General features: G+C 66.3%; 18 protein-coding genes. 8 read left to right on the top strand and 10 right to left on the bottom strand.

Going from position 1 to position 18,963, the window contains the following annotated elements:
• Nucleotides 1-3: 3 nt before the first annotated feature.
• From ABB30_RS14595 to ABB30_RS14585, 3 genes are read right to left on the bottom strand one after another with little or no spacing between them, the layout of a single operon-like run.
• The gene (locus ABB30_RS14595; RefSeq protein WP_057639044.1) at nt 4-249 is read right to left on the bottom strand and encodes a DUF2164 domain-containing protein; all 246 of its coding nucleotides are present in this window, start codon (nt 247-249) and stop codon (nt 4-6) included.
• 2 nt (nt 250-251) lie between these two features.
• A complete protein-coding gene (locus ABB30_RS14590) occupies nt 252-1,097 on the bottom strand; it encodes an AAA family ATPase (protein ID WP_057639043.1) in 846 nt (281 codons plus the stop codon).
• A complete protein-coding gene (locus tag ABB30_RS14585; RefSeq protein ID WP_057639042.1) occupies nt 1,094-1,642 on the bottom strand; it encodes a gamma carbonic anhydrase family protein in 549 nt (182 codons plus the stop codon). The genes ABB30_RS14590 and ABB30_RS14585 overlap by 4 nt, the downstream gene beginning before the upstream one ends.
• A 161-nt stretch (nt 1,643-1,803) precedes the next feature.
• On the opposite strand from ABB30_RS14585, the gene ABB30_RS14580 reads away from it, so the two are divergent.
• The 5 genes from ABB30_RS14580 (at nt 1,804) to ABB30_RS14560 (ending at nt 7,246) form a co-directional block, all read left to right on the top strand.
• Nucleotides 1,804-3,108 carry a sensor histidine kinase gene (locus ABB30_RS14580; protein WP_057639041.1) on the top strand — a complete coding sequence of 435 codons (1,305 nt, stop codon included), beginning with the start codon at nt 1,804-1,806 and terminating at the stop codon, nt 3,106-3,108.
• Nucleotides 3,105-3,707 carry a response regulator transcription factor gene (locus tag ABB30_RS14575; protein WP_057639040.1) on the top strand — a complete coding sequence of 201 codons (603 nt, stop codon included), beginning with the start codon at nt 3,105-3,107 and terminating at the stop codon, nt 3,705-3,707. The genes ABB30_RS14580 and ABB30_RS14575 overlap by 4 nt, the downstream gene beginning before the upstream one ends.
• Before the next feature lie 109 nt (nt 3,708-3,816).
• A complete protein-coding gene (locus ABB30_RS14570) occupies nt 3,817-4,521 on the top strand; it encodes a pirin family protein (protein ID WP_057639039.1) in 705 nt (234 codons plus the stop codon).
• Between the two features lie 65 nt (nt 4,522-4,586).
• Nucleotides 4,587-5,435 carry a pirin family protein gene (locus ABB30_RS14565; RefSeq protein WP_057639038.1) on the top strand — a complete coding sequence of 283 codons (849 nt, stop codon included), beginning with the start codon at nt 4,587-4,589 and terminating at the stop codon, nt 5,433-5,435.
• A gap of 128 nt (nt 5,436-5,563) precedes the next feature.
• Complete coding sequence (locus ABB30_RS14560; RefSeq protein WP_057639037.1) at nt 5,564-7,246, top strand: diguanylate cyclase; 1,683 nt, start codon at nt 5,564-5,566, stop codon at nt 7,244-7,246.
• A gap of 55 nt (nt 7,247-7,301) precedes the next feature.
• On the opposite strand, the gene ABB30_RS14555 is transcribed toward ABB30_RS14560, so the two are convergent.
• From ABB30_RS14555 to ABB30_RS14525, 7 genes are all read right to left on the bottom strand, one after another.
• Nucleotides 7,302-7,841, bottom strand: a complete 540-nt coding sequence (locus ABB30_RS14555) for a cytochrome b (protein ID WP_057639036.1) — start codon at nt 7,839-7,841, stop codon at nt 7,302-7,304.
• On the bottom strand, nt 7,838-8,896 hold the full coding sequence (locus tag ABB30_RS14550) for a catalase family peroxidase (RefSeq protein ID WP_057639035.1): 1,059 nt from the start codon (nt 8,894-8,896) through the stop codon (nt 7,838-7,840). Before ABB30_RS14550 ends, ABB30_RS14555 begins: the two co-directional genes overlap by 4 nt.
• Nucleotides 8,897-9,128: 232 nt before the next feature.
• Nucleotides 9,129-10,493, bottom strand: coding sequence for a leucyl aminopeptidase family protein (locus ABB30_RS14545; RefSeq protein ID WP_057639034.1), 1,365 nt, complete (start codon nt 10,491-10,493; stop codon nt 9,129-9,131).
• A 21-nt stretch (nt 10,494-10,514) separates the two neighbouring features.
• Complete coding sequence (locus ABB30_RS14540) at nt 10,515-11,216, bottom strand: HAD family hydrolase (protein WP_057639033.1); 702 nt, start codon at nt 11,214-11,216, stop codon at nt 10,515-10,517.
• A gap of 64 nt (nt 11,217-11,280) precedes the next feature.
• Entirely contained in the window at nt 11,281-12,234 is a 954-nt protein-coding gene (locus tag ABB30_RS16885) for a phage holin family protein (RefSeq protein ID WP_211263497.1), read from the bottom strand.
• Between the two features lies 1 nt (nt 12,235).
• Nucleotides 12,236-12,601, bottom strand: a complete 366-nt coding sequence (locus tag ABB30_RS14530) for an ElaB/YgaM/YqjD family protein (protein WP_057639032.1) — start codon at nt 12,599-12,601, stop codon at nt 12,236-12,238.
• 82 nt (nt 12,602-12,683) lie between these two features.
• Entirely contained in the window at nt 12,684-14,117 is a 1,434-nt protein-coding gene (locus ABB30_RS14525; protein ID WP_057639031.1) for a Do family serine endopeptidase, read from the bottom strand.
• A gap of 477 nt (nt 14,118-14,594) precedes the next feature.
• On the opposite strand from ABB30_RS14525, the gene ABB30_RS14520 reads away from it, so the two are divergent.
• The 3 genes from ABB30_RS14520 (at nt 14,595) to ABB30_RS15915 (ending at nt 18,855) form a co-directional block, all read left to right on the top strand.
• The gene (locus tag ABB30_RS14520; protein WP_057639030.1) at nt 14,595-16,748 is read left to right on the top strand and encodes an adenosylcobalamin-dependent ribonucleoside-diphosphate reductase; all 2,154 of its coding nucleotides are present in this window, start codon (nt 14,595-14,597) and stop codon (nt 16,746-16,748) included.
• Nucleotides 16,749-16,858: 110 nt separating this feature from the next.
• A complete protein-coding gene (locus ABB30_RS14515; RefSeq protein ID WP_057639029.1) occupies nt 16,859-17,608 on the top strand; it encodes a TSCPD domain-containing protein in 750 nt (249 codons plus the stop codon).
• A gap of 104 nt (nt 17,609-17,712) precedes the next feature.
• Nucleotides 17,713-18,855, top strand: coding sequence for a DUF3800 domain-containing protein (locus ABB30_RS15915; RefSeq protein ID WP_083489906.1), 1,143 nt, complete (start codon nt 17,713-17,715; stop codon nt 18,853-18,855).
• Nucleotides 18,856-18,963 lie beyond the last annotated feature (108 nt).

Raw genomic sequence — 18,963 nt, 5'->3', positions numbered from 1 at the left:
CGCTCAGCGCTCCGCCTGTTCCAGGTCGGACAGGCTGTACTGCAGCTCGTCCACGCGCGCGGCCAGCACTGCCTGGGCATCACGCACGCCCTGGTTGTACCAGTACGGGCCCAGGGCCTGGCTGATGTGGTCCAGCAGGAAGCCGGCCTCGAAACGACCGATCTGGGCATCGGTGTTCTTTTCCAGCCAGTACTGCAGCTCGGCGGCGAGCTGGTCGTGCTGCTCGCGGGTGAAGGAAATGCCGGCCATGCTCAGCGCCCCTGGCGACGGTGCAGGAACATCAGCCGCTCCAGCAGCTGCTGGTCCTGCTCGTTCTTGATCAGGGCCCCGGCCAGCGGCGGCAGGGCTTTTTCGGCTGGTGCATCGGCCAGCTGGCGCGCGGCTAGCTCATCGGCCATCAGCAGGCGCAGCCAGTCGATCAGCTCGGACGTGGTCGGCTTCTTCTTCAGCCCGGCCACCTCGCGCAGCTCGAAGAAGGCGCGCAGGGCGCGGCCCACCAGCTGCTGGTCGATGTCCGGGAAATGCACGTCCACGATCTTCTTCAGCGTGTCGGCATCGGGGAAGGCGATGTAGTGGAAGAAGCAGCGGCGCAGGAAGGCGTCCGGCAGTTCCTTCTCGTTGTTGGAGGTGATCAGGATGATCGGACGCTGGCGCGCACGCACGGTCTGGCCGGTCTCGTAGACATCAAAGGCCATGCGGTCCAGTTCGTGCAGCAGGTCGTTGGGGAACTCGATGTCGGCCTTGTCGATTTCGTCGATCAGCAGCACCGCGCGCTGTTCGCTGTCGAAGGCCTCCCACAGCTTGCCGCGGCGGATGTAGTGGCCGATGTCGTGCACGCGGGCATCGCCGAGCTGGGAGTCGCGCAGGCGCGACACCGCGTCGTATTCGTACAGGCCCTGCTGCGCCTTGGTGGTGGACTTGATGTGCCAGGTGATCAGCGGTGCGCCCAGGGCAGCAGCCACTTCCTCGGCCAGCAGGGTCTTGCCGGTGCCCGGCTCGCCCTTGATCAGCAGCGGCTTGCGCAGGGCGATGGCGGCATTGACCGCGGCCATCAGCTCCGGGGTGGCGATGTAGCGCTGGGTACCGGAAAAGCTCATGCGCCGGCCTCCTGCATGCCCAGGTACTGGTCCTTGACCTTGACGTAGTGGTCGGCCGAATAGCGCAGGCCGATGATGTCCTTCTCGCTGAGTTCGCGCATCAGCCGGGCCGGGTTGCCGGCCCACAGCTGGCCGCTGCCCACCACCTTGCCCGGGCCGACCACCGCACCGGCGGCGATGAAGGCATTGGCTTCCACCGTGGCGCCATCGAGGATGATCGCGCCCATGCCGATCAGGCAGTAATCGCCGATGGTGCAGGCGTGGATGATGCAGCCGTGGCCGACGGTGACGCCCTCGCCGATGATCGTCGGGTAGCCGCCCTTGTTGTACGGGCTGTCGTGGCTGACATGGATGATGGTGCCGTCCTGCACGTTGGTACGCGCACCGATGCGCACATGGTTCACATCGCCACGGATCACCGTGCCCGGCCAGACCGAGGCGTCCTCGCCGATGTGCACGTCACCGATGATGGTGCAGGCCGGGTCGATGTAGGCGCGTTCGCCCACGGTGGGCATCTTGTCCAGGAAGGGGCGCAGGGAGGGCATGGCGCAGTCCGTCATCAGGCAGGAGGAAAGCGGCCATGATAGCGGGGTGCCGGTGTGGACTTGCTGACATGACATCTGTCATGAGCGATGGCTGACGTCTGCCGGTTGGGTGGCCGGCTGCAAACAGCGAGCATGGCCGCATCCACAAGGGAGGTCCCACGATGTCATCTGTCACTGCTCGCCTGGGTGCGCTGTTCCGCCAGCCCATCACCCTGTTTGACCATTGGCCGCACTGGCTGCAGCCGGCCCCGGCCTCCTCGATGATGCGCTGGGCCCGGGTGATGGCGCACAAGCCCTGGGATTTTCTTTACGCCATCGGTACGGTGATCGTGGTGGCTGCGCTGGGCGTTGTTGCCGCCATCGTGGTGCCGTTGCTGCTGCTGACCGGCGTGGTCAGCCTGGCCGATCTGGGTGACCTGGTACGGATGGCCGACAGCAGTCATTCGCTGACCAGCTTCACCGGCAGTGTGGGCTATGAAATGGTCGCCGGTGCGGTGGTCGGCGCGCTCTGGTGCATGGCCACCTGGTTGCCCTCGCGGCGGTCGATCGTGCTGTCGCTGGTGATGATGACTGCGGTGCTGGCGCTGCAGGCCAGCATCCCGTCCCACTCGTTGATCCTGGCCTTCAGCTTCGCGCTGTGCTGGTTCATGGACGAGCTGGTGGGCATCCGGCCGCAGCTGTCCAAGTCGGCGCAGGTGTTGGTGGTGCTGTTTGTGGCCGGCTTCCATGCCGGGCTCAACAGCGCCCTGGACCAGGGCCTGATGCGCAGCCTGGGCGTGCTGGTGATGGTCGCCGGCTCGCTGCTGTCGACCTGGTACTACTTTGCCGAATCCTCGCGCCGCAAGTTGCTCGACAACAGCCAGGCCGCGCTGCGGGCCCAGGCCAGTGCCGCCGAGCGCGAGCGTATCGGCCGTGACCTGCATGACCTGCTGGGCCACACCCTGTCGCTGATCACCCTGAAGCTGGAGCTGTCACGCAAGCTGGCCGACAGTGACCCGCAGCGCTCGCGTGCCGAAGCCAACGAAGCCGAGACCGTGGCACGCCAGGCCCTGATGCAGGTACGGGCGGCGGTGTCGGGCATGCGGGCCACTGACCTGCACGGTGAGATCGCCTCGGCCGGGCTGTTGCTCCAATCGCGTGGCGTCAGCTGGCAGGCCCACAGCCCGCCGCCGCTGCCGCCGGCCATCGATACCGCGCTGTCGCTGGTGTTGCGCGAGGCGGTGACCAACATCGCCCGGCATGCCGAGGCCAACACGGCCCGCCTGCAGTTTGTAGTGGCCGGGGATGTCGTGCAGATGATCATCAGCGATGATGGCCGCGGTGTCGGCAAGCGACGTGGCAACGGTTTGACGGGAATGCGTGAACGGGTCGAGGCGCTGGACGGCGTGCTGTCCATCGAGGGCGAAAAGGGCGTGGGCAGCCAGCTGACCATCAGTGTGCCGCTGACGGTGGAGGCCGGCGCATGATCCGCATCGTGCTGGCCGAAGACCAGGCCATGGTGCGCGGGGCGCTGTCGGCCCTGCTCGGGCTGGAGCCCGACCTGGAGGTGGTGGCCGCGGTGGCTGACGGCGAAGCGGCCTGGCTGGCCCTGCAGCAACACCAGCCGGACCTGCTGGTCACCGACATCGAAATGCCCGGGCTCGGTGGCCTGGAGCTGGCCCAGCGGGTGCAGCGTCATGGCCTGGCCACGCGGGTGGTGATCGTCACCACCTTCGGCCGCGCCGGCTACCTGCGGCGTGCACTGGAGGCCGGGGTGCGTGGCTACCTGCTCAAGGACGCGCCGGCCGAACAGCTGGCCCAGGCCCTGCGCAACGTGCAGCACGGTGGCCGGGCGATCGACCCGCAGCTGGCGGTGTCGGCCTGGGAGCAGGCCGACCCGTTGAGCGAGCGCGAACGCCAGGTGCTGCGTCTGGCCGGGCAGGGGCGCAGCTCGGCGGAGATCGCCACGGCCCTGGGCCTGTCCCAGGGCACGGTGCGCAACTACCTGTCTGAATGCATCAGCAAGCTGGGCGTGTCCAACCGGGTCGAGGCCCACCGCCTGGCCCGGCAGCGGGGCTGGTTGTAGTCACTGGTGGAACAATCAGTGTTTTGATGGGTGATTTATTGCCAAAAATGATGGCTTACACTGCAGCCTGACACGCCACCCTACGGTGGCCAGAACAGGAGCACTGACCATGATCACCCTGCGCGCCGCCGCCGAGCGCGGCCATGCCAACCACGGCTGGCTCGACTCCTGGCACAGCTTTTCCTTTGCCAACTACCATGACCCGGCGCATGTGCACTTCGGCCCGCTGCGGGTGATCAACGAGGACCGCGTGGCCGCCGGTGGTGGCTTCGGTGCCCATCCGCACCGCGACATGGAGATCATCAGCTACGTCATCGACGGTGCCCTGGCGCACAAGGATTCGATGGGCAATGTCGGCACCATCGTGCCCGGCGAGGTGCAGCGCATGAGCGCCGGTACCGGGGTGACCCATTCGGAGTTCAACCACAACGACGGCACCACCCACTTTTTGCAGATCTGGATCTTCCCGGATCGCCAGGGCGTGGCCCCGTCCTACGAACAGAAGACCTTTGCACCTGAGCAAAAGCGTGGCCGCCTGCGTGTGGTGGCCAGCCCGGACGGGCGTGATGGCTCGGTGTCCATCCATCAGGATGCCTTGATGCTGGCCGGCCTGTTCGACGGTGATGAATCGGCCACCCTGGCCCTGGCGCCGGGGCGCCTGGGCTATGTGCACCTGGTGCGCGGCCAGCTCCAGGTCAATGGCCGCACCCTCAATGCCGGCGATGCGCTCAAGCTGGAGAACGAGCCGGAAGTGCGCGTGGGCCTGGGCCGTGATGCCGAGGTGCTGGTGTTCGACCTGCCGCCGCTGGCCTGATCGCCACCTTGCACCACATGGGCCGGGCGATGATGCCCGCCTGCATTTTTCCAAGGAGCTCCACCATGCTGCAAAACGTGATCGACCAACGTCGCCATTCGCTGGGCATCATCGAAGTGGGCCGGGTGCTGCCTCACCGTGAGCGCCGCATGGTCGGCCCGTTCGTGTTCTTCGACCACATGGGCCCGGCGCAGTTTGCCGCCGGCCTGGCCAAGGAAGCGGACGTGCGCCCGCACCCGCACATCGGCCTGGCCACCATCAGCTGGCTGTTCGACGGGCGCATGATGCACCGTGACAGCGTCGGCTCGGTGCAGGAAATCCTGCCCGGCGAGGTCAACTGGATGACCGCCGGCTCGGGCATCACCCATTCCGAGCGCTTTGAGTACCAGCGCGCCCATGGCGGCCCGCTGCACGGCATCCAGACCTGGCTGGCCCTGCCCGATGGCATGGAGGAGATCGATCCGTCCTTCGCCCACATCGATGCGGCGCAGGTGCCGCTGATCGAGGAGGCCGGCATGCGTGGCCGCTTGATTGCCGGTTCGGCCCTGGGCCTGAGCTCACCGGTGCCGGTGCACAGCCCGCTGTTCTATTTCCACCTGGAGCTGCAGCCGGGCGCAGCGGTGCCGATGCCGGCAGGTGAGGTGGCCGCCTATGTGGTGCATGGCCAGATAGAGGTGGGCACCGAGCGCATCGGCCCCGGCCAGATGGCGGTGTTTGCCCCCGGCGCCAAGGCCCGCGCCAGCGCCCCGACCCTGCTGATGCTGATCGGCGGCGAGCCGGTGGGCGAGCGTTACATCGACTGGAACTTCGTGTCCTCCTCCAAGCAACGCATCGAACAGGCCAAGGCCGACTGGCGCGCCGGGCGCATGAAGCTGCCCGACGCCGATGACCAGGAATTCATCCCGCTGCCGTGAGCATCGTGCAGGAGGGAATGTGAGGGCGTGCCCGGCAGGGCACGCCTTTTTCGTGCCCAATGGGCGGCGTGGCATGAAGTGTGCATGTCGGCATCATGACAAGGCTTGATCGAGCAGGAGACGGCGCAGTGCGCAAGGCCAACATCACAAACTGGGCAGGGCTGCTGGTGGCCGCGACGATCTTTGTCGGCGTGGGCGCAGGCGTGCTGTGGGGCGTGCAGCGCTTCATTGCCGATGCCCGCTATGTGTCCCACACCAACGAGGTGATCGCCAGTGTGGATGCTTTCGAGGCGCGCCTGCGCGATGCCGAAAGTGCCCAACGTGGTTACTTGTTGACCAGTGACGTCGACTACCTGGTTGCCTACCGCAGCAACCACGAGCAGCTGCAGCCCCTGCTGGACCGCCTGCACACCCTGGTGGCCGACAACCCGGCCCAGCGGGCCCGGGTGGAGCAGATGCAGCAGCTGGAAACCCAGCGCCTGGAGCAGATCCGCGGCAACCTGGAGCGCTACCGCCGTGGTGGCCTGGAGGAAGCGCGTGCCGGGATCGATGATGAAGTGCTGGCGGTGTCCTCGCAGATCCGCCTGATGGCCCAGCAGTTGATCGCCACCGAGCGCCAGTTGCTGGCCCGGCGAGACCAGTCCAGCCAGCGCAGCGCGCTGACCCTGCGTGTGCTGGCGGTGATCGGCATCCCGCTGGGCATCGTCCTGCTCGGCCTGGTCTACCTGCGCCTGCTGGGCGAGATGCGGCGGCGCAGCCGTGCCGAGCAGCGCAACAAGGAGGCCGCCGCCCGCCTGCAGCAATCGCTGGCCGAATCGGAGCGCCACCGTTCCGGCCTGGCCGAACTGACCCGCTATGCCGGCCTGCTGCAGAACAGCCACAACGCCGACGAAGCCGTGGCCCTGACCACCCAGCTGCTGTCACGCCTGCTGCCGGGCAGTGGCGGCACCGTCTACCGCATCCGCGCCTCGCGCGACTATGCCGAACAGCTGGCCGTCTGGGGCACCCATGTGGTCGACAGCCAGGCGCTGGTGCCGCCGGAACACTGCTGGGCCCTGCGCCGTGGCCAGATCCACCTCAACAGTGCCGACGAGGTCGCTGCCCGTTGCCAGCATCTGGCCGCTGCCGAGCCGGGCAGTGCCGGCCAGCTGGCCTGCATCCCGCTCACCGCGCAGGGGGTGCAGGTGGGCTTTGTCTACATTTCCAGCACCGATCCGGCGCTGATGCGGCGCATGGAGCTGGTGCATGCCGCCGCCGAACAGCTGTCCATGACCCTGCACACCATCTCGCTGCAGGAAAAGCTGCGCGTGCAGTCCATCCGCGACCCGCTCACCGGCCTGTTCAACCGCCGCTACCTGGAAGAATCGCTGGTGCGCGAGCTGGCCCGTTGCCAGCGCCGCGGCCTGCCCTTCAGCGTGCTGATGCTGGACGTGGACCACTTCAAGACCTTCAACGACACCCACGGCCACCCCGGTGGCGATGCCTTGCTGGCCGCGCTGGGCAAGCTGCTGCAGGCCCAGCTGCGCACCGAGGACATCGCCTGCCGTTACGGCGGCGAGGAGTTCACCGTGCTGCTGCCCGAGGCCAGCGTGGAACAGGCCAGCGCCCGTGCCGCCCAGCTGCTTGATGCCATCCGCGCGCTGCGGGTGGAGCACATGGGCCACGAACTGCCGGCGATCACCGCCTCCATCGGCATTGCCGCTGCCGGCCGCGACAGTGCCGAACAACTGCTGCAGCGCGCCGACCAGGCCCTGTACCGGGCCAAGCGCCAAGGCCGCGACCGCGCGCTGGTCGATGGCCAGGAAGACTGAGCCGGGCGCCACCCGGCGGCGCTGAGCGCGGGCCAGCCCGGCCGTGCCGGCGGGTTCAGTCGCTACGGCCGCCGGCCATCGCCTGCCAGACCCCGTCACGCCGCAGCCAGGCATGGTGCAGGGCGGCACCGACGTGGCCCAGCACCAGCGCCGCCAGCGTCCAGGCACCGAGCTGGTGGATCTGGTGCAGCAGGCTGTACAGCGCAGGCGAGGGCGCGACCAGCGCCGGTAGCAGCATGCCTGGCCACAGCTGTACCGGCATGCCACCGGCCGAGAGCATCGCCCAGCCCAGCAGCGGCATCGCCAGCATCAGCGCATACAGCGCGACATGGCTGGCCTGCGCCGCCCACACCTGCCAGCGCGGCAGGCTGGATGGCAGCGGCGGGGTCGCCCCGGTCAGACGCAGGCCCAGGCGCAGCAGGGCCAGCAGCAGGATCGCCACGCCCAGCGGGCGGTGGATGTCCAGCATCAGCGGTCGCAGGGTCAGCGAGCTGGTCATCAGCAGGCCGACCGCCAGCATCGCCACGATCAATACCGCCATCAGCCAGTGCAGTACGCGCAGGCTGAGGCGGAAACGGTCCGGTTGTGCGCTCATGGCTTGGCCTCCGTTGCCTGGCGCTGCTCCTGCAGCCGGCGGTTCCAGGACTGGGCGTAGACCGCCGAGCGCACCGCCAGGATCGGGTCGGCCGAGGTGACGATGCCATCCGGAACCACGGTGGGGTCAAAATTGACGCCATCGCAGTAACCGCCCTGCTGGGGCTGCATCGCATCGATCCACAGCGTGCCGGCATCGACCGTGGGCCGCTCCTGCGGCCAGGCGATGGACGGGTCTTCCAGTACATCAACCGGCTCGGCCAGCTGCAGCTGCAGGGTCCAGCCGACCGGACCCTGGGCCAGGCGTCCGGCCAGCTCGGTACTCAGGTAATTGGCCGGTGCGTGCTGGCGCTGCTGCTCGCTCATGGTCTGTGCCTCGGCCAGTGGGACGAACGACCAGCGCAGCGGGGTGCGCTGGCCATCAGCGTCGACAAAGTAGAAGGTGTGGATGCCGTTGTAGCCGGTATTGGCCCAGCTGTCGGTCCACGGTGCCGTGCGCGCCCACTGGGCAAAGGCACGCGCACTGGGGTAGCGGGCCTGCAGCGCGGCGATGGCGGCCGGGTCCGGCTTGCCGGTGGCCGGGTCCGGGGTCTGCGCGCGTACCTGTTCCAGGAACGCCTCGGCACTGGGCATGCCGAAGAACGGGAAGCTGTTCATCGCCAGCCGCCATTGCTGGCCATCCTCAGCGGTCAGCTGCAGGGCCAGGCTGCGCACCCGCGCGGCGGCCTCGGCGGCTTCCGGGCCGCCGCCACCGATCGACAGCCGGCCCTGCGCCGGGATCCGCGTCTGGGTGAACATCGATGCTCGCGACAACTGGGCCAGTGCCGGTTTGGGTTCAAACCAGCCCGAGACACAGACACCATGGCTGTGTGCGCGGCGGTAGCCGGCATGGCGGGCACCGCTGGCCTCGATGGTGTCGATGAACTGCCGGGCCTGACGCGCCGGGCCCAGACGGTCGGCCAGGTACAGCAGGCCGGCAGCGGCGGCGGCGAGCAGGGCGCTGATTGCCGCGGTCCGGGCCAGACGCTGGCGTGGGGTCAAGGGAGCTGGAGGCATCGGGGCGGGATCGTTTGCTGGGTCGGCACAGTATCAACCTGTCCCGGCAACGGATTGAAGTGCCCATTGGCGCTGGACAGCGGATTGCCGTGCAGGTAACGCCGGCGCGCCGTTGATGTCCGGCCGGGTCGCGGTGTTCATGGCCAGCGCAGCGCTGACGCTGCAACAAAAACCCCGCCGTTGCCGGCGGGGTCGGAGGGCTTGTGCTGCCGCATCGCGCGGCGTGGGCGGCTCAGGCGTAGCGGGTCTTGAGCAGGGCCCAGGCGCTGCGCAGGGCCAGGGCTTCGCCACCGGCGGGGCGGCCCGGGCGGTCGGTGTCGTTCCAGGCGTACACGTCCAGGTGGGCCCAGGTCTGGCCGGCCGGGATGAAGCGCTCCAGGTACAGCGCGGCGGTCACTGCACCGGCCATGCGCGAGCCGGCATTGGCCATGTCGGCCACGCCGCTGTTGAGGTAGCGCAGGTACGGGCGGTACAGCGGCATGCGCCAGACCGGGTCACGGGTGGCTTCGCCGGCGTCGATCCACTGCTGGGCCAGCACGTCGTCATTGGCAAACAGGGCCGGCAGGTCCGGGCCCAGGGCAATGCGCGCCGCGCCGGTCAGGGTGGCAAAGTCGATGATCGCTTCCGGCTTGCCTTCGGCTGCATAGGCCAGGGCGTCGCACAGGATCAGACGGCCTTCGGCGTCGGTGTTGTCGATTTCCACGCTGATCCCGGCACGGGTGGTGACCACCTCGCCCGGGCGCAGCGCATCCGGACCAATGGCGTTTTCCACCGCGGCCACCAGCAGGGTCAGCTGCACCGGCAGCTTGCGTGCCATCACCAGCGAGGCCAGGCCGATGGCATGGGCCGCACCGCCCATGTCCTTCTTCATGTTGCGCATGCCGTCGGCCGGCTTCAGGTCCAGGCCGCCGGTGTCAAAGCACACACCCTTGCCGACCAGGGTCAGCTTGGGTGCATCGGCCGGGCCCCAGCGCAGTTCGATCAGGCGCGGGGCGCGGTGCGAGGCGCGGCCCACGGCATGGATGGTGGGGAAGTTGTGGGCCAGCAGTTCATCGCCGGCCAGCACCGAGAACTGGCCGCCATGGGCAGCGGCCATCGCCTTGACGGTGTCTTCCAGCTGCTGCGGGCCCATGTCCTCGGTCGGTGTGTGGACCAGGTCGCGCACCTGGCAGCAGGCGGCAATCAGCGCGGCCACTTCCTCGCTCGGGGTGGCGGCCAGCCGTGCCGGCTGGCGGGCCGGCTTGCGGTAGCGGTTGAAGCGGTAGCTGCCCAGGCCCCAGCCCAGGGCCAGCAGGTCGGCATCGGTGTCGTCGCTGGCCAGCTGCCAGACGCTGCCGGCGGGCAGGGCGAACGGGGCGTGGGCGTAAGCATAGGCATCGGCACGGTCACCCACGCCGATCACCGCGGCGGCCAGACCGTCCGGGCCCGGGATCAGGGCCACGCTGCCGGCGGCAGCGGCAAAGCCGGTGGCGTCCAGGAAGGCGGCCACGGCCGCGCTCTGGCCGGCACGCCAGGCGGCGAAGGAAGTGGTGTCCAGCACGTACAGCGGCAGGGCCTGGTCGGTGCTGGCGGTGAAGCCGGTGGGCAGGGTGGTCATGCGGTGTCCTCGTTGCAGGGGTCAGGCGGCGACGTGTGCGTCCAGCCAGTCGGCCAGCCCGGTCAAGGTGTCGAACTGCAGGTCCGGCTGCAGCTCGGGGTTGTTCCAGTGCGCATCGATGCGGTTGATCCAGCAGCCGCGCAGGCCCGCGCGCTGGGCGCCGGCCACATCCAGCTCGATGTGGTCGCCCACATGCAGCACGCGCTCCGGCGGCAGGGCCAGTTGCTGGCAGGCGGCATGGAAGATGCTGGCCGCCGGCTTGGCCACGCCGTGCTCGCGGGCACCGAGCTGGAACACAAACAGGTGGTCGATGCCGATGGCGGCCAGGTCGGCATTGCCGTTGGTCAGCGCGCCGATCGGAAAGCGGGCGGCAATGCGCTCCAGCGCGGCCAGCGCATCGTCATAGAAGGTGACCCGGTTGCGCGCGGCGTAGAAGGCCTCGTAGGCCGGGGCCACCAGGTCCAGTGATTCACCGCTGGCGCGGAAGGCCGCTTCCAGGGTGATCCGGCGCAGCGCCGACAGGTCATGGGCCAGTTCCGGGTGGGCCTCCCAAGTCTGCACGCGCAGGGTCTGCATCGCCGGGATCGGGAAGCGCTCGGCGGTGGCCGGGCTGTGCTGGCGCAGCCAGTCGTCCAGCACCTGGTCAATCTGGGTGGCGATCGGGGCGAACGGCCACAGGGTGTCGTCCAGGTCCAGGGTAATGGCGGCAATGGGCATGTTCACCGGGCCATTGTACGCCCGCGCCGGGGGTAAGCCCGGCGCGGGCTGGTCCTGTGCCGGCCGGGCTTCAGCGCGGTGGGTCCTCGCCCAGCTCGGTGGCCGCTTCGGCTGCCGGTGGCTGCCATTGGGCCGGATCGAGCGGGCGGCTGACCCCGGCTGCGGCGGCCGTGCTGGCGGCCACGCCGGTCTGGGCATCGGCACTGGCGGCATCGGCCGCCTCTTCGTGCTGTTCGGCCTGGTCGGCGGCAAATTCGGCCTCCGCTGCGGCCACCTGGGCCTTGGTCGCGGCCAGCAGGCCAGACAGGGCGGTGAGCACCTGCAGGATCTTCGGCGCCGAGGTCACCTGGGCGGCAACGCCGGCAGCGGCCTTTTCCGGGTCCAGCTTGCCGGAGACAAAGCCCAGGCCAACACCGGCACCGAGGATGCGCCACGGTGTCCACGCTGCACGCCAGGTACTGCGCACCTGCTGCATGTTCTGCCGCAGCTGGCTGCGGCGGCCGTCCATGACCTGGCTGGCACGTTCGATCCGTCGCTGCACCTGGGCCAGGTTGGGCTTGCGCACATCCTCTTCCTCGTCCTCGGCATCACGCCGGGACAGGTGGGCCAGTTGCTTGCGGCTGGATTCAAAGCGCGCCATCTCGAAGTAACGCAGGGTCTGCCAGGCGCCAAGCACGGCCACCAGCAGGCTGACCAGGGCGCTGATCGAGGTGGCGGCCAGCCAGCTCAGTCCCATCGCATGCAGGCCGGCAATCAGCGCGGCCATCAGCAGCAGCCAGGCGCTGGCACCGAAGGCCACCGCCACGGCCAGCCACACCGCAGCGCGGGCCAGCACGATGCGCGCCTGGGCCACTTCGGCAGCCACCAGGCGGCGCATCGCCCGGCCCATGTCGCGGCCGGACTCCAGGCTTTCGCGGCCGGCCTGGCTGACGGTGTCAAAGGCCTCGCCGATGCCCGGGACGGCCCCGGGCAGTTCAGCCGCCGGGGGCGCGGCCCCGGCAGTGGCACGGTCGGGCGTGCCCACGTCAGTCGTTGCTGCTGCCGCGGGTCAGCTTGGCAATCAGGAAGCCGGCGGCAAAGGCCACGCCGAAGGAAGCCAGCGGCTTTTCGCGGATCAGCTCGGCGGCGCTGTCGATCAGATCCTTGCTCTTGTCCAGCAGGGCATCCACCTGCTCCTTGGCCACCGCGCCACCGGCGCTGGCGGCGGACTTGCCGTACTGCGCGGTTTCCGACAGCTCGGCCTTGATCTTCGCCTTGGCCTGCACGGCTTCGTCGGAGACGGAGCTGGCCACGCCCTTGACGGCGGTGCCGGCGGCATTGGCGGCGGCCTTGAGGTGGCTGCCGGCCTCGTTGAGCTGATCCTTGAGGTTTTCAGAATTGGTCGGGCTCATTGCTTGCTCCTTTGCTGGGGGATGGCACCGTCATGGCGCCGGGTGAAGGGGTGTTGATACCACGGGCGGCATTCACGCAATGTCAGCGCATCACCAGATCGCCACGGCGGTTGCCACGCAGGATACGCAGCACCAGCTGCGGCGGACGCTTGTCAAAGCTGGCGCGCAGCCCGGCCAGGTCGTTGAACTCACCGGCGCTGCTGGCCAGCAGCACATCGCCACGGGCCAGACCACTGGTCTCGGCACGGCTGCCACGGGCCACCTCGGTCACCAATACCCCGGCCAGGCCGGCCTGGCGGGTGGCTTCGGGCAGTTCGACAAAACGCGCGCCGGTCAGGCGCGGGTCCAGGGCGGCGCCGTCGAGCTGGCGCAGCTGCTCGTGCAGGGTGGCGCGCAGGCTCAGCGGCTTGCCGTCGCGGCGGATCTCCAGGCTCAGTGTGCTGCCCACCGCCTGCAGGCCTTCGATGTTGTGCAGGGCGCTGGCATTGGCGATGCGCTGGCCATTGGCGCTGAGCACCACATCGCCGGGTTGCAGGCCGGCAGCGGCCGCACCGGAGCCGGGCAGCACGCGGGTGATCAGCGCGCCACGAGCCTCGTCCAGGGCCAGGGCCTGGGCCAGCTGCGGGCTCAGGTTCTGGGTTTCCACCCCCAGGGTGCCGCGGATCACCTCGCCGTGGGCCAGCAGCTGGTCCACCACGTTGCGGGCCAGGTTGGCCGGAATGGCCAACCCTAAGCCGATGTTGCCGGCCATGCTGCCCTGCGGGTTGAAGCTGGCGGTATTGATGCCCACCAGCTGGCCGCTCAGGTTGACCAGGGCGCCGCCGGAGTTGCCCGGGTTGATCGAGGCGTCGGTCTGGATGAAGTTCTGGTAGCCCAGGCCACGGATCCCGCTGCGGCCCACCGCCGAGACGATGCCGCTGGTCACTGTCTGGCTGAAGCCGAACGGGTTGCCGATGGCGACCACGAAGTCGCCGACCTTGAGCTGGTCGCTGTTGGCCAGGGCAATGGCGGTGAGGTTCTCGGCCGGGATGCGGATCAGGGCCACGTCGGTGTCGGCGTCCGAGCCGAGGAACTCGGCGGTGAAGCTGCGCCCGTCGGCCAGGGTCACCTGCACGTCATCGGCGTTGTCGATCACGTGGTGGTTGGTCAGCACATAGCCCTTGGCCGCATCGATGATCACGCCCGAGCCCAGCGATTCGTTGATGCGCTCGGCCGGCACCTGCGGGAACAGGCGGCGGAACACCGGGTCATCGAAGAACGGGTTGCGCACCCGCACCACCTGTTTGGTGTTGATGCTCACCACCGCCGGCATGCTGCGTTCGAGCATCGGCGCCAGCGAGGGCAGCGGCTGCCCGGCCACGCTGGCCGGCAGGCTTGCCGCGGCGGGCAGGGTGGAGGCCAGCGCCGGGGTGGCGGCCTGGGCCGGGTTGTCCAGCAGGCTGTGCAGGCCGGTGGCGGCAAAACCGCCAAAGGCGGCGGCCAGGGACAGGGTGAGCAGGGTCGGCAGTGGACGCATCGGCAGTTTCCCTTGGGGGTCAGCGGCTTGGCTGGAGGTAGGGGCAGCCAGCCCGGTTTCAAGCTGAATGAGTGTTGCCAGTGTGCCCTGAACGGTCAATCAAACCCATCGTCACCAGCAAACCCAAGCCCGGCGCGGGCTCGCCCGATTGCAAGCCCCCGAGTGCAAATTTTTCGTTTGACTTGGGTCGTGCGGTGGGTAAGCTGGTCGGCGTCCGAGGCACAAGATGTAGCGGTGCCACGCCGGCAGCCCACTAGTTGTAGGGTTGCCGCTTCCGGCAGCACCCCAACCGATGATGGTGCAATGACAATGATCCACGTGCCCTGCAACAGCCGCATCGTAGGTCCCCACTCCCCACCACCACGGGCGCGCACGGCGTGCCCGGTGGCCGGTTTGTCGTTGTGCCAGCGCCTGTGATGGGTGTCACCAAATTTTGAGATCAGTACCTTTTAGGTGCACTACGGAGAGCAGCACAACATGAGCAAGGTTCAGGCGGTCGTTGACACCACCGAAGTTGCGGTCAACCAGGACATCCCGATGCAGCCGGCATCGATGGACATCTGGGACAAGAAATACCGCCTGAAGACCAAGTCCGGTGAGGTGGTGGATGCCGACATCGACGGCACCTACCGCCGTGTGGCGCGCGCGCTGGCCGAATCGGAAGCCACCGCCGAGCTGCGTGCCCACTGGGAAGAACGCTTTGCCTGGGCCCTGCGCCGTGGCGCGATCCCGGCCGGCCGCATCACCTCCAATGCCGGTGCGCTGGAACACAAGCCGGCCACCAGCACCATCAACTGCACCGTGTCGGGCACCATCACCGATTCGATGGACGGCATCCTGGAGAAGGTCCACGAAGCGGGCCTGACCCTGAAGGCCGGCTGCGGCATCGGCTATGAGTTCTCCACCCTGCGTCCGCGCGGTGCGTTCGTGGCTGGCGCCGGTGCCTATACCTCCGGCCCGATGTCCTTCATGGATATCTACGACAAGATGTGCTTCACCGTGTCCAGCGCCGGTGGCCGCCGCGGTGCGCAGATGGGCACCTTCGATGTCACCCATCCGGACGTGAAGGACTTCATCCGCGCCAAGCGCGAGGACGGCCGCCTGCGCCAGTTCAACCTGTCCCTGCTGATCACCGACGGCTTCATGGAAGCGGTCAAGAACGATGCCGAGTGGCCGCTGGTGTTCCCGGTCAACACCAAGGAACAGGCCACCATCGACGAGAGCGTGGACAACATCGTCTGGCGCGACTGGCCCACCCACACCAACTACATCGTGCGCGATGACGGCCTGGTGGCCTGCAAGGTGTACAGCCACATCCGTGCGCGCCACCTGTGGGACATGATCATGGTCTCCACCTATGACTACGCCGAGCCGGGTTTCATCCTGATCGACCGCGTCAACGAGATGAACAACAACTGGTGGTGCGAGAACATCCGTGCCACCAACCCGTGTGGCGAGCAGCCGCTGCCGCCGTACGGCGCCTGCCTGCTGGGCTCGGTCAACCTGACCAAGTTCGTGCGCAATGCCTTCACCGAAAACGCGTCCTTCGACTGGGACGAGTACCGCGAAGTGGTGCGCGTGTTCACCCGCATGCTGGACAACGTGGTCGAGGTCAACGGCCTGCCGCTGGAACAACAGCGCATCGAGATCATGCGCAAGCGCCGCCACGGCATGGGCTTCCTCGGCCTGGGCTCGACCCTGACCATGCTCAAGATGAAGTACGGCAGCAGTGAGTCGTGCGAGTTCACCGAGGCCATTGCCCGTGAGATGGCCATTGCCGGCTGGGAAACCGGCCTGGCCCTGGCCAAGGAAAAGGGCGCTGCCCCGATCATGGACGAGGTATTTGAAGTCACCGGCGAAATGCTGCGCAAGCGCCCGGAAATGGCTGCCGACGGCTACAAGGTGGGCGATTCCATCCACGGCCGTGTGCTGCACACCCGCTACAGCCGCTACATGCAGCGCATTGCCGCCGTGGCCCCGGAGCTGGCCGACGAACTGGCCACCCACGGTGCCCGCTTCACCCACCACAGCTCCATCGCCCCGACCGGCACCATCTCCCTGAGCCTGGCCAACAATGCCTCCAACGGCATCGAGCCCAGCTTTGCCCACCACTACAGCCGCAACGTGATCGTGGAAGGCAAGAAGTCCAAGGAAAAGGTGGACGTGTATTCCTTCGAGCTGCTGGCCTACCGTGAGCTGGTCAACGCCAAGGCCATGCCGTTTGCTGCCGAGGCCGATGCCCAGCTGCCGGACTACTTCATCGCCGCCGATGACATCAGCCCCAAGCAGCACGTGGACGTGCAGGCTGCTGCGCAGAAGTGGGTGGACAGCTCGATCTCCAAGACCGCCAACGTACCCACCGATTACCCGTACGAAGACTTCAAGGACATCTACCGCTACGCCCACGAGCAGGGCCTGAAGGGCTGCACCACCTTCCGCTTCAACCCGGCTGCCTTCCAGGGCGTGCTGGTCAAGGAAGCCGACCTTGCCAACACCACCTACCGCTTCGAGCTGGAGGATGGCCAGGTGGTCGAGGTCAACGGCAACGAGCAGATCGAGTACGACGGTGAAATGCACACCGCCGCCAACCTGTTCGATGCCTTGAAGGAAGGCTACTACGGCAAGTTCTGATCCACGTGCCGGCGCTGCGGGCCATGTTCCGCAGCGCCGCCGGTCACACTTGTTTCCCTCAAGCGGGCAACGCGCCAGGCGCGGCCCACCCACACCAAGGAACCGCCGTCATGGCAGTGAAGATTTCCAAGAAGATCAAGGGTTATTCGGTCATCACCCCGGATGACAAGGCACGCGAGGCCGCTGCGGCCGCCAAGGCCCCGCTGGTGGCCGCTGCCGCCAACGACCCGGCCATCGTGCAGATGCACGAAGCCATCGAGCGCCCGGAGATGCTGCTGGGCAGCACCTACAAGATCAAATCCCCGCTGGTGGAGCACGCTTTCTACGTGACCATCAACGACATCATCCTCAACCCCGGCACCGAGCATCAGCAGCGCCGCCCGTTCGAGGTGTTCATCAACTCCAAGTCGATGGAGCACTTCCAGTGGATCGTCGCCCTGACCCGCATCATGAGCGCGGTGTTCCGCAAGGGTGGCGATGTGACCTTCCTGGTGGAAGAAATGAAGGCCGTGTTTGATCCCAAGGGCGGCTACTTCAAGGCCGGTGGCGTGTACATGCCGTCCCTGGTGGCCGAGCTGGGCTCGGTGGTGGAAGACCACCTCAAGTCCATCGGCATGATCCACGACCCGGAACTGAGCGTGCACCAGAAGGCCCTGATTGCCGAGAAGCGCAAGCAGTACGAAGACCGCTCCAAGGGCCACAGCGAGAAGGTTGCCGAAGCCGTGGTGGCCGAGGCCAATGAAGGCGATGCCTCGTTCCCGGCCAGCGCCACCCTGTGCGACAAGTGCAGCACCAAGGCGTTGGTGATCATGGATGGGTGTCAGACTTGCTTGAACTGCGGGTATAGCAAGTGCGGTTGAGGCAGCATCGAAATTGTTGAGTGGTACAACAAAGGCCAGTGTTCAGTAGTGAACCTGGCCTTTTTTAGCACTGGTCTTGCTGCGCTTGTTCAACAGGAGGTTGGGTGGCGAAATTGCACGTATTTGTAGATGAGTCCGGTGACGAGCACCTCGGTCTAGAACGGGGTGCGTCGAAATTCTATGTTCTTACTGCAGTAAGTGTGAGTGGTGACAGACTGGCTGAATTCTTAGCGGCAATGGGGGAGGTTAGGCGGAAGAATTTTCAGTCTGGGGAGATTAAGTCATCCAAAGTTGGGGATAACTTCGGAAGAAGGGCTTCTATTCTTCGTGAAATGCATGGTATTGCATTTAGCGTAGTTTCCGTTGTGGTGCCAAAAAACAGTATACGCACTGATTCAGGGCTTCGATTTGCGGAGTCATTCTTGAAGTTTTCTGCCAAAATGCTTTGCCTAAGGCTGCCGAAATTCGGTGATATATCGGTAAATTTTGATGCAAAGGGCAGGCAGAGATTTAGGGATTCTTTTGTGTCCTATCTAAGGGATAGATTCTCTGTGGATGATCTCTTTAGGTCAGTTAATTTCAACCTCTCCGACAGCAAGGATGACCTTGGTGTGCAGGCGGCAGACTTCTTTGCTGGATCAACATTTAAGTTGTTTGCTTCCCCTGGGCTAAGTGAGAAATACGGAGTTGATGGCCTGGTGATAGGGAAGTCAGAGATTTTTCAGTGGCCAACTTTGAGAGCTGCCGGGGCTCTGCCCAATGAGCCTGACGCTAGGATTGATGAATTGGTTCGCCGCGAAGCAGCGAGCTTGGCAAATCAGTACCTTTCAGACGAGCACCCTTTGGGTGATGAGGATTCATCATTGAGGTCGTTATTTGTCTCTAGATTAATAGCTATCGCAATGCAAGATGGTGGATTTCTACAGACGAAGGGTTTCTGTCGCGATGCTAAGTTGTCTTTGGGGATAAGTCTTACGGATCAGGCTTTGAGAAATAGAGTTATCGGTCCATTGCGTGATCGTGGTCTGCTTATTTCCAGCTCAAAGAAAGGCTATAAAATTCCGGAGTCGGCAAGGGATATAGGTCTCTATGTGGAGCTTTGTGACAGTCAGATACCACCGAATCTTGCTAGATTGGCGAGGGCCAGGAACATAGTTAGGGGTGCCACTGCTGGTGAATTTGATATCCTGCGGGGTGAGGGTTATTCAAAGCTTCGAAGCTTGGTGGATGTTGTTGCCCGAAGTTAAGTGGCGGAGAAATAGAGCTTGGTGTACTAACGGGGTCAGGTTCTTAGGTTTCCCCACCTTTTCACGGGCGTAGACACATCTGCTCCAGGACGGCCTGTGGCGGTGATC

Origin of the sequence: Stenotrophomonas ginsengisoli (assembly GCF_001431485.1) — a bacterium.
Lineage (GTDB): Bacteria > Pseudomonadota > Gammaproteobacteria > Xanthomonadales > Xanthomonadaceae > Stenotrophomonas > Stenotrophomonas ginsengisoli.
This window is presented reverse-complemented; position numbering and strand designations above follow the sequence as displayed.